Genomic DNA, 11,155 nt, shown 5'->3' on the forward strand with positions numbered 1-11,155 from the left:
GGCGCGGCGTTGTCGCGCCAGTTCTTCGACACCCCGTTCGACCTGGCGCACGGCCCCTTGATCCGTGGCCTGCTGCTGCGCCTGGACGCGGACCAGCACATGCTGCTGATCGACCAGCACCACATCATTTCCGACGGCTGGTCGCTGGGCGTGCTGGTGCGGGAGGTGAGCGCGCTGTACACGGCGTTCAGCCAGGGCCAGGACGACCCGCTGGCGCCGCTGGCGATCCAGTACGCCGACTACGCCGTCTGGCAGCGCGCCTGGTTGCAGGGCGACGCCTTGCAGGCCCAGCTCGACTACTGGAAGGGCCGCTTGGCCGACGCGCCGGAGTTGCTGGCCTTGCCGAGCGACTTCCCCCGTCCGGAGGTGCAGGACCATGCCGGCGCCAGTGTCGATTTCGCCTTGTCGGCGGAATTGACGGGCGGCTTGAAGCAGTTGAGCCAACGCCATGGCAGCACGCTGTTCATGACCTTGCTGGCCGGCTGGGGCATCTTGATGGCGCGCCTGAGTGGACAGTCGGACGTGGTGATAGGCAGCCCGATTGCGAACCGGCAGCGCGCGCAGGCGGAAAACCTCATCGGCTTTTTCGCCAATACGCTGGCCCTGCGCGTCGACATCGGCGCCGATCCTAGCGTCGCCGCATTGCTGGCGCGGGTGCGCCTCGACACCCTGGACGCCTACGTCTATCAAGACCTGCCGTTCGAACAAGTGGTCGATGCCGTCAAGCCGCAGCGCAGCATGCGCCACAGTCCGCTGTTCCAGACCATGTTCACGTTCAACAACACGCCGGGCGGTGATGGCTACGGTCTGCCCGGCCTGACGCTGAGCGGGGTCGCGACGCCGCACACGACGGCCCAGTTCGACCTGTCGCTGTCGATGAGCGAGGCGGAGCAGACCCTGGTCGGCGGCCTGGTCTACGCGACGGCGCTGTTCAAGAGCGACACTGTGGACAGGTTGCTGGGCTACTTCCGCACGCTGTTGCAGGCGATGGTCGAGAACGACCAGCAGAACGTCAGCCGCTTGCAGCTGCTGGCGGCCGACCAGCGCGAACAGCTGACGGGCGGCTTTAACGCCACCGCGACCGCCGCGCCGGGCACGCAACTGGTGCATCAGCTGTTCGAGCAGCAGGCCGCACGCACGCCGCGTTCCGTCGCCTTGTCCTTCGAGGGCGAAACGCTGACCTACGCGGAGCTCAACAAGCGCGCCAACCGGCTCGCCCACCGCTTGGTGGCCATGGGCGTGGGGCCGGACGAGCGGGTGGCGATCTGCGCGCCGCGCGGCACAACGATGGTGGTCGGCTTGCTGGCCGTGCTGAAAGCTGGCGGCGCCTACGTGCCGCTCGATCCCGCTTATCCGGCCGAACGGCTGGCGTATATGCTGGGCGACAGCGGGCCGAAGGTGCTGCTCACCGAGCGGCGCCTGCACACGCACCTGGCCGGCACGACACCGGTGCTGCATCTGGACGAGTTGGACGAGTTGGACGCGCTGGACGCGCTCGCGGCACAGGCAACGCACAATCCGCAGCGTGCCGATCTGGCGCCATCCCACCTGGCTTACCTGATCTACACCTCCGGCTCGACCGGGCAGCCGAAAGGCGTGATGGTGCCGCACGCGGCCGTGTGCAATTACCTGGACTGGGCGTATGGCCATTACCAGTCGACCGGCGCGTGCCATGCGATCGTCTCTTCGCCGCTGGCCTTCGACGCCACCGTCACCAGCGTCTACCTGCCGCTGATGAGTGGCGGCAGCCTGCATTTGATCCCGGAAGGCGAGGAGCTGGAGGGACTCGAAGCCCTGTTCGCCAGCTCGAACGGCGCGCTGGTCAAGATCACGCCGGCCCACTTGGCCCTGCTCGGCCAACGCCTGCAAGCGACCGGCCGGCGCTATCCGGCCCACGTGTTCGTGGTCGGCGGCGAGGCGCTGCCCGCCGCCACGGCGGCGCTGTGGCGGACGCTCTCACCGTCCTCGCGCATCATCAATGAATACGGGCCGACCGAAACCGTGGTCGGCTGCATTACCTATGAAGTCGACGCCGGCTTGGGCGGGCGCGAGTTCGTGCCGATCGGCCGGCCTATCGCGAATACCCAGATCCACATCGTCGACGCCGGCATGCAGCCGGTGCCGCTGGGCGTGGTGGGCGAAATTTACATCGGCGGCGCCGGTGTGACGCGCGGCTACCTGAACCGTCCCGAATTGACGGCCGAGCGCTTCCTGCTCAATCCCTTTGGCGCAGGCCAGTTGTACAAGACGGGCGACCTGGGCCGCTGGCTGGACGACGGCAATATCGATTACCTGGGCCGCAACGACTTCCAGGTCAAGATCCGTGGCTACCGCATCGAGCTCGGTGAAATCGAGGCCCGCCTGGCGCAGTGCGACGGCGTGCGTGAAGCGGTGGTCTTGGCGCGCGAAGACCAGCCGGGCGATAAGCGCCTGGTGGCCTATCTGAGCGGTGAGCCGGGCAGCCCGGCCGAGCTGCGCGCCGAGCTGGGCCGGCACCTGGCCGAGTATATGCTGCCGGCGGCCTTTGTCACGCTCGACAGCATGCCGTTGACGGCGAACGGCAAGCTCGACCGCAAAGCCCTGCCGGCGCCGGACATGACGGCCATGGCCACGCACAGCTACGCGGCGCCACAAGGCGAGCTCGAACAGGCCATCGCCGCCATCTGGCAAACCTTGCTCGGCGTCGAGCGGGTCGGCCGCCACGACGACTTCTTCGCACTCGGTGGCCACTCACTGCTGGCGGTGCGTTTGATGTCGCGCTTGAACCAAGCCCTCGATGTCGATATCGCCTTGCGCACCTTGTTCAGTCAACCGACCCTGGCCGGTTTCGCCGGGCTGGTGGCCGAGCAGGCGTTGCAGGCGAACTGCTCGAACATGGTGGCGATCCGCACCACGGGTGGCGAAGCGCCGCTGTTCCTGATCCATCCGGGCTTGGGTGAGATCGCCTATGCCTATGAGCTGGCCAAGTGGATCGATCCGCAAGTGCCGGTGTACGGCCTGGCTGCCTCCGGCTTCCTGAAGGGCGAAGTGGCCAAGTCGACGGTCGAGGAAATGGCGCGCGACTATGTGCGGGGCATCCGCCGGGTCCAGCCGAAGGGACCGTACCGAATCGCGGGATGGTCGTCGGGCGGCATGATCGCCTACGAGATCGCCAACCAGCTGATCGGGGCCGACGACAGCGTGCAGTTCCTCGGCCTGCTCGACACGACGAGCGACTATCGTTACGGACCGGGCGCCACGCCGCCGACCCAGGATGTGGCCAGCTACCTGTTCGAGGCCGTGCGCGACAATCTGGCGCGCTACGCCGTGAACGAGCTCAGGCAGCTGCATGCCGAAGGCGACGTTCCCGCCATGCTGCAACTGTGCCAGGACAAGGGCATCCTGCCGGCCGGGATCGACAACGAAACGCTGCAACGCCATCTGGCCGTGCGTTACGGCATGGCCATCGCCATGGCCAATTACGCCTTGCCGGCCGTGTCGGTGCCGATCACCTTGTTCAGCGCGCAAGATGAGAAGCGCAGGGACCGCCAACTCGGTTGGGGCGAGATCGCCGGAGTGCGGCTGACCACGCATGCCGTGCCTGGCGGCCACTACAGCATGGTCGAGGCGCCGCACGTGCAAGCGTTGGGCGCGGCCCTCTCCAGCGCGCTGAGCCAGGCCACGCCGCTCAAGCATCCCGAGCATGCCTACCTGCCGCGCCTGACCATCCAGCGCGGCCAGGCCGGCCAGCTGCCGCTGTATTGCGTCCCCGGCGCGGGCGCGAGCATCACCTCGTTCACCCATCTGGCGATGGCGCTCGGGGCCGAGCTGCCGGTGCACGGGCTGCAGCCGCGCGGCCTGTGCGGCGAACTGGCGCCGCACAGCAGCGTGGCCAGCGCCGCCAGTTTCTATCTGCAAACCTTGCGCGAGCACAACCCGCAAGGGCCGGTGCATCTGCTGGGCCACTCCTACGGCGGCTGGATCGTGCGTGAGATGGCGCAACAGCTGGCCGCCCAGGGCCAGGCGCCGGCGTCGGTGTTCGTGTTGGACTCGCGCGTGCCTTCGCTGGCGGAGAACCGTTCGAACTACACGCGCGTCGAGATCCTCGAACGCTTGGTGCACCTGTTCGAGCTGAATCTGCCCCGTCCGCTGGGCCTGCAGGCGGCCGACTTCGCGCTGCTGGAACCGGAGCGCCAGCTGAATCTGCTGCTGTCGCGCTTGATCGACGTCAAGATCCTGCCGCCGCGCACCAGCTTGCAGACGATGAAGGGCATCGTGCGTGTGTTCGGCAGCAACTTGAACACGCCGTATGCGCCGGCGTCCTACCCCCATCCCCTGCATCTGGTGGTGGCGCCGGACGCCGACTCCGACAGCGCGTATGTGGCGCGCGATCCGGCCAGCGTGTTGGCCGGCTGGCGCGGCAATGCGCCGCAGACGCAGTTGTGGCAGGCCCCGGGCAATCATTTGACGCTGCTCGCGCCCGACCATGTCGGCGCGTTGGCCGCATGGATGAGGCCGATCCTGCTCGATGCCCAGCACCACGCGCTCGCCGCGCAGAAAGCTTGAGATGCGCAGCAGCGACGTGGTGAGCCTATTTCATCCTCCGGATCCGGCGCCGGGGAAGGAGTGTTGTAAAAACAATGCATATTTCAAAAGATGATAAATAAATACATTTTGATAACAAAACAATGCTACAGTGTTTTGGCTGGCTACCATGAACTTACCTGCGTTTCCGATGGCAGGAACGGTGCGCCGCCTGCTTGCCGAAGGATTGTTTTGTATCAACAACCCCTTGTGAATCTCACTGGCGAACTTCAATGAACCTACTTAAGTACCTCTACCAGCGCTCCAGCTATTTGTTGATACTGGCCTGTGTCTGCGCCATCTTCGGTGGCCTGGCCAGCGCGGCCCTAGTCAAGGTGATTGCCGGCGGCATCACCGGCAGCGTCCAGGGCGCCGATTTTGCGCTGTCGTTTTTCGGGCTCTGCATCGTCGTGCTGGTGGCGCGCACCAGCTCGCAGATCTCCATCCTGCACCTGACGCAAAACGCCGTGATGGACATGCGCATCAGCCTGAGCAAAAAGTTGATGGATAGTCCTTACAAGAAACTGCAGGAGCTGGGCAAGCCGGGCTTGCTGGTGATCCTGACCAAGGATATCGACGCTTTCACTTCGGCGTTGCAAGCCGTGCCGCGCATCCTCACCGAAGGCATCGTGATCGTCGCCTGCTTTTCGTATCTGGCCTGGCTGTCCTTGCCCCTGTTCGGTTTGCTGACCTTGACCTTGGTGGTCTGCCTGGTCGCCTTCAACAAGGCGCAGCGCTATCCCTTCCACCACCTGCGCCTGGTGCGCACGAAAATGGATAATTTGTACCAGCATTTCCGCGACCTGGTCGAAGGCAGCCGCGAACTACAGCTCAACAAGCAGCGCGGCCGCGCCTTCGTCGACCAGGTCATCGCGCCGGACGCCAAGCAATTTCGCGATATCTATATTCGCGGCTTCTCCGCCTATACCTGGATATCCAACGTCGGCGACATCCTGTTCTATATCGCGATCGGCATCTTGCTGTTTGTCGTGCCGCTGTGGCTGCCGCAGTCGCCGGCCGTGCTGACCAGCGTGACCCTGGTCTTGCTGTATTTGATCGGCCCCATCAGTTCGATGATCAATGCCGTGCCTTCGCTCGGCCAAGCCAGCATCGCGCTGCGCCGCATCCAGCAGCTCGACAACACGCTGAGCGAGCAATTGATGGTGCTCGACAGGCCGAATCCGTTCAAGCACAAGTCGTCCTGCCTGATCGAACTCGATGCGGTGAGCCACCATTACCCGGGCAAGACCGACGACAGCAAGTTCTTGCTCGGCCCGGTCAGCCTGCGGGTGGAGGCCGGTGAAATCTTGTTCATTGTGGGCGGCAACGGCAGCGGCAAGACCACGCTGGCCATGCTGCTGCTGGGCTTGTATATGCCGGAGAGCGGCTGCGTGCGCATGAACGGGGCCAGCGTCACCGAGGAAAATATCGAGCACTACCGGCAGAATTTCTCCGCGGTGTTTTCCGATTTCTACCTGTTCGAGCACCTGCTGGGCGTGGCCCCGGAAACGATCATGGCGCAGTCCGCCCATTACCTCGACAAGTTGCACATGACGCACAAGGTCAAGGTGGTGGACGGCAGATTCTCGACGATCGACTTGTCGGCCGGACAGAAAAAGCGCCTCGCCCTGGTCGGCGCCTATCTCGAAGACCGTTCGATCTATCTGTTCGACGAATGGGCTGCCGACCAGGACCCGGCTTTCAAGCGCGTGTTCTACACGGAGTTGCTGCCGGAATTGAAGGCGCGCGGCAAGACGGTCATCGTCATCAGCCATGACGATGCCTATTTCGGCTGCGCCGACCGCATCATCAAGCTGGCCGACGGCAATGTTGACGCGCCCGCCGTCCAGCAACACGCCGCCGTGCTGCACGCGGTCTAAAACGCGGCGCCATGTGGATGCCGGCCATGCCCTCAAGGCATGGCCTGGTGTCGAGCAAATCAATTTTTTTTGAGGAGACTTTCGTGCGTGATATACAGAGCGTAAATCCGCCGGCCGCCGGCAGGTATAAAAAAATCGATCACATCGCCATTGCGGTGATCGACCTCGATGCGGGGATCGATTTCTTTTGCAACACGCTGGGCTTCAAGCTGATCCGGCGTCGAGAGATTCATGGCAAGAACACCGGCATGGTGTCGGCCGAGATCGAGCACAACGATATCAAATTCGTCCTCTGCCAGGGCACCGAACCCGATTCGCAAGTGTCGCGCCTGGTGCAGAATTTCGGTCCCGGCGTGGCCCATATCGCGCTGGCCGTCGACAGCGCGCAAGACGCCGAAAACGCCTTGTCGGCGACCGGCTTGCAGTTCGACACGACCCTGATCCAGGGGGCCGGACTGAGCCAGATTTTCTCGCGCCGCGACCCGAACAGCGGCCTGAGTTTCGAATTCATCGCGCGCAGCGGCGAGGAAAATTTTTTGGAAGAAAACGTCAATGAGCTGTTCGCCCAGTTGGAACGCGGCGGCAAATACTAGGACTAGGCGCATTTGTGGAAGGAAAGACTCGGGAATGAAGCGCGATCAAATCGAAGGCATGCAGGGATCGTCGTCACGGCTGGACGTGATGAATTTTCTCAATGAAATGAGCGGAAATTTCCCCAATGCGATCTCGTTCGCGTCGGGCCGGCCGACCGAGCAGTTTTTTGCGCTGGCGCACTGGATGGCGCAGTTTCCCCTGTTCGCCCGCCATTTCGCTGCGGCCCATTCGCTCAGCGAGGAGGCGGCGGTCAACGTGCTGTCCCAGTATGGCCGCACCAACGGCATCATCGACGACCTGATCGCCGCCCAGGTCGGTCTGGACGAAGGCATCGCCTGCGGCCGCGAACAAATCATCGTCACTGCCGGTTGTCAGGAGGCGATTGAATTGTGCCTGAGGGCCTTGTTCGAGAGCGAGCGGGACGTGCTGCTGGTGCGCAGCCCGGCCTACATCGGCATCACCGGCGTGGCCGAGTTGCACGGCATCGAAGTGGCCGGCCTGAGCTGCGCCGTCGACGACACGCTGGCTTTCCTGCGCGCCGCTGTCGAACGGCTCGAAGGCGAGGGCAAGCGGCCCCGGGCGCTCTATCTGGTGCCCGATTTCGACAATCCGACGGGGGCCGTGTTGTCGCGCGCGGCGCGGCTGGAGCTCATCGCCTTTTGCAGCGAGAAATCAATAACCGTGCTGGAGGACAATCCATACGGCATGTTCCGCTACGAGGGCGAGCCGATCGCGCCCATGTTCGCGCTGGATCAGGCCGGCTGCGTGGTGTATCTGGGCACCTATTCGAAGACCATCTGCCCCGCCTTGCGGGTTGGCTTTGCCATCTTCCCCAAGCAATTGGGCGGCAGCGCGGAGCGCACGCAGGCATTGATGCATAAGATTTCGCAGATCAAAAGTCTGCTGACCTGCAACACGAGCCAGGTCTCCCAGGCCATCGTCGGCGGCCTGCTGCTGAGCGAAAACGGCAGTCTCAAGCGGCTGGTGGAGGGCAGTGTCGACTTGTACCGGCACAACCGCGACACCATGCTGGCCTGCCTTGAGGAGACCTTCAAGAAATGGGAAGGCCGCATCAGTTGGAATCGTCCGCAAGGGGGATTTTTCCTGACGCTGAGCTTGCCATTCAAGTTTCTGGGCGGGGAGGCCGCCAGCTGCGCCAGGGACTATGGCGTGTTGGCGATGCCCCTGTCGTTTTTCGCCCTCGACGAAGAGCAGGATTACTGCCTGAGGCTGGCCTTCAGCAACGTCACGCCGGAGCGCATCGAGGAGGGCATCGGGCGCCTTGGACGTTTCGTCGAGCAGCGCATGGCCACGCCGGCAGAGCGCGCGGCGGACTGACGCTTGCCCGCATGCCGCAATAAAAAAGCGCCCGTCGGGCGCTTTTTTACTGGTTGGATGCTTACTTACTCCAGCTTTACTCCAGCTTTACTCCAGGTTTTGCACCTGCTCGCGCATCTGCTCGATCAGCAGCTTCAGCTCCATCGAGGCGTCGGCCAGCTCCTTGACGGAAGCCTTGGCGCCCAAGGTGTTGGCTTCGCGGTTGAGTTCCTGCATCATGAAATCGAGGCGCTTGCCGACCTGGCCACCCTTTTTCAGGATGTGGCGGGTCTCGTTCAGGTGCGCCGACAGGCGGCCCAGCTCCTCGGCCACGTCGATGCGGATGCCGTACAGGATCACCTCCTGGCGGATGCGTTCGAGCGCGTCCTGGCGCGACAGCGCCGAATTCGAACCCTGGCAGGCCAGCCCCAGCGCGTCCTGCATGCGCTCGACGGCTTTCTGCTGGAAGGCCGCCACCACCTGCGGGATCAGCGGCGTGATGCGGCGCACGATGACGTCCATCGCGTCGATGCGCGAGGTCAGCATGGCCTCCAGCGCGGCGCCTTCGCGCTGCCGGCTGGTGACGAAGGCGGCCACGGTGCGCGCCGTCAGGCTGGCGACGTCGGCCTGCAGCGACTCCTGGCCGATCTGCGCCTCCTCGATCACGCCGGGCCAGCGCAGCAGCTCGGCCACCGTCATCATCGGCGCGCCGGCGAAGTGCTGGCCGACTTCGAGTTGCAGGCGTTGCAACTCCGTCAACAGCGGCAGGTTCAGCGCCTGGGTTCCGGTGGTGGCGGCCTTGCGGCCGAAACTGAGGCGCAATTCGACTTTGCCGCGGGTGATGGCGGCCATGATCGCTGAGCGCAAATCGGGTTCGAGCGCGCGCAAATCGTCGTTTATTCGAAACTGAAGGTCGAGAAAGCGCGAGTTCACGCTCTTGATTTCAATCGTCAGTGTCCCCGCCGCGCTTTCGCTGGTGGCAACCGCGTAGCCTGTCATGCTGGAAATGCTCAATGGATATCCCCGATTTAATCTTTACAAAACAGTGATTTATCCACACAATCGACCTGTTGAGGCGAGGAAAACTATGGCTGCTCAAAACAACGCCCCGTTGCCCGATGGTCTGGAAATTGCTGGATACCGCATTGTAAAGAAAATTGCGTCCGGCGGGTTCAGTATTGTTTACCTGGCCTACGACGCCGACGGCAACGCGGTGGCGATCAAGGAATATCTGCCCAGCTCGCTGGCGCTGCGCCAGCCGGGCGAGCTGGTGCCGGTCATCGCCAAGCCGCACCTGCCGGTGTTCCGCATCGGCCTGAAGTGCTTCTTCGAAGAGGGCCGGGCGCTGGCCCGCATCGCCCATCCCAACGTGGTGCGGGTGCTCAATTTCTTCCGCGCCAACGAGACCGTCTACATGGTCATGGCCTACGAGTCCGGCCACTCGCTGCAGGAGCAGATCCAGCGCCAGCGCGCCAAGGGCGGCAAGCTGGGCGAGGCTTTCATCCGGCAGATCTTCGTCCAGGTGCTCAAGGGCCTGCGCGAGGTGCACGCCAACCAGCTGCTGCACCTGGACCTGAAGCCGGCCAACATCTACTTGCGCAGCGACGGCACGCCGATGCTGCTCGACTTCGGCGCGGCGCGCCAGACCGTCAACAACGACCTGCCCACGCTGACGCCGATGTACACGCCCGGCTTCGCTCCGCCCGAGCTGTACGCCCGGACCGGCGGACTGGGGCCGTGGTCGGACGTGTACAGCATCGGCGCCTCGATGTTCGCCTGCATGGTCGGCTCGCCGCCGCAGCCGGCCGACCAGCGCCGCCTCGACGACAAGATGGAGCAGCACTTCCTGAAGCTGGCTGTCGGCTATTCGCCCGAGCTGGTCAAGCTGGTGCGCTGGTGCCTGGCGGTCGACCCGCTGGCGCGGCCGCAAAGCCTGTTCGCGCTGCAGAAGCTGCTGCAGCAGCCGGTGGCGCTGGCCAATGCCGCGCCGCCGCCGTCCGGCTGGCGCGGCCTGCTGCGCCGCCTCGGCCTGCTGGGCCGCGGCGAGGCGCCCGCGCCCGCGCCTACTCCGGCCGGCAACACCCTGCAGCCCTAGACTCCCCACCGCGAAGGCGCCTCCCATGCAATTCTCCGTCTACCAGGAAAGCCAAATCGGCGGCCGCAAGGTCAACCAAGACCGCATGGGCTACAGCTACACCCGCGACGCCCTGCTGCTGGTGCTGGCCGACGGCATGGGCGGCCATCTGCTCGGCGAGGTGGCCGCCGGCCTGACCCTGCAAGCCGTCTCCACGCTGTTCCAGCAGCAGGCCAAGCCCTACGTGAAGAAGCCGGAGCGCTTCCTCGAACAGGCGCTGCTGGCGGCGCACCAGGAGATCCACCGCTACAGCCAGGCGCACAATCTGCCGGACACGCCGCGCACCACCGTGGTGGCCTGCCTGGTGCAGCACAACACGGCGACCTGGGCGCACTGCGGCGACTCGCGCCTGTATTGGCTGCGCGGCGGCCAGATCCTGGCGCGCACGCGCGACCACTCGCATGTGGAGAGCCTGATCGCCAAGGGCCTGGTGCCGCCGTCGGCGCGCGCCACCCACCCCGACCGCAACAAGCTTTACAACTGCCTGGGCGCGGCCCAGCTGCCGCGCATCGAGCTGTCGCGGCCGGCCAGCATGCTGCCGGGCGACCTGATGTTATTGTGCTCCGACGGTTTGTGGTCTATGCTGCCGGACGACGAGCTGGCGCGCCGTTTGAGCGAGCAGACCGTGGTGCGCGCGGTGCCCGAGATGCTGCGGGCGGCGCTGGCC

The 11,155-nt window shown here is 64.6% G+C and carries 7 protein-coding genes; 6 read left to right on the top strand and 1 reads right to left on the bottom strand.

Annotation, left to right across the window (positions count from 1 at the left end; all coding sequences use genetic code 11):
* The 4 genes from H7U20_RS12560 to H7U20_RS12575 all read left to right on the top strand — a co-directional run.
* Nucleotides 1-4,545, top strand: a 4,545-nt coding sequence (locus H7U20_RS12560; RefSeq protein ID WP_199759494.1) for a non-ribosomal peptide synthetase, incomplete at its 5' end; no start/stop codon positions are given.
* A gap of 251 nt (nucleotides 4,546-4,796) precedes the next feature.
* Nucleotides 4,797-6,443, top strand: a complete 1,647-nt coding sequence (locus H7U20_RS12565) for a cyclic peptide export ABC transporter (RefSeq protein ID WP_199759495.1) — start codon at nucleotides 4,797-4,799, stop codon at nucleotides 6,441-6,443.
* Nucleotides 6,444-6,454: 11 nt separating this feature from the next.
* Entirely contained in the window at nucleotides 6,455-7,036 is a 582-nt protein-coding gene (locus H7U20_RS12570; RefSeq protein ID WP_199759496.1) for a VOC family protein, read from the top strand.
* A gap of 34 nt (nucleotides 7,037-7,070) precedes the next feature.
* Nucleotides 7,071-8,375: an aminotransferase-like domain-containing protein gene (locus H7U20_RS12575; protein WP_233410719.1), complete on the top strand. Its 1,305-nt coding sequence runs from the start codon at nucleotides 7,071-7,073 to the stop codon at nucleotides 8,373-8,375.
* An 87-nt stretch (nucleotides 8,376-8,462) separates the two neighbouring features.
* Here H7U20_RS12575 and H7U20_RS12580 read toward each other — a convergent pair whose 3' ends face one another.
* Nucleotides 8,463-9,353, bottom strand: a complete 891-nt coding sequence (locus H7U20_RS12580) for a YicC/YloC family endoribonuclease (RefSeq protein WP_199759497.1) — start codon at nucleotides 9,351-9,353, stop codon at nucleotides 8,463-8,465.
* A gap of 88 nt (nucleotides 9,354-9,441) precedes the next feature.
* On the opposite strand from H7U20_RS12580, the gene H7U20_RS12585 reads away from it, so the two are divergent.
* The gene (locus tag H7U20_RS12585) at nucleotides 9,442-10,449 is read left to right on the top strand and encodes a serine/threonine-protein kinase (protein WP_199759498.1); all 1,008 of its coding nucleotides are present in this window, start codon (nucleotides 9,442-9,444) and stop codon (nucleotides 10,447-10,449) included.
* Nucleotides 10,450-10,474: 25 nt separating this feature from the next.
* A partial coding sequence (locus H7U20_RS12590; RefSeq protein ID WP_233410720.1) for a PP2C family protein-serine/threonine phosphatase occupies nucleotides 10,475-11,155 on the top strand: 681 nt, incomplete at its 3' end.

It is taken from the genome of Rugamonas violacea (assembly GCF_016461825.1).
In the GTDB taxonomy this organism is placed as follows: domain Bacteria; phylum Pseudomonadota; class Gammaproteobacteria; order Burkholderiales; family Burkholderiaceae_D; genus Rugamonas.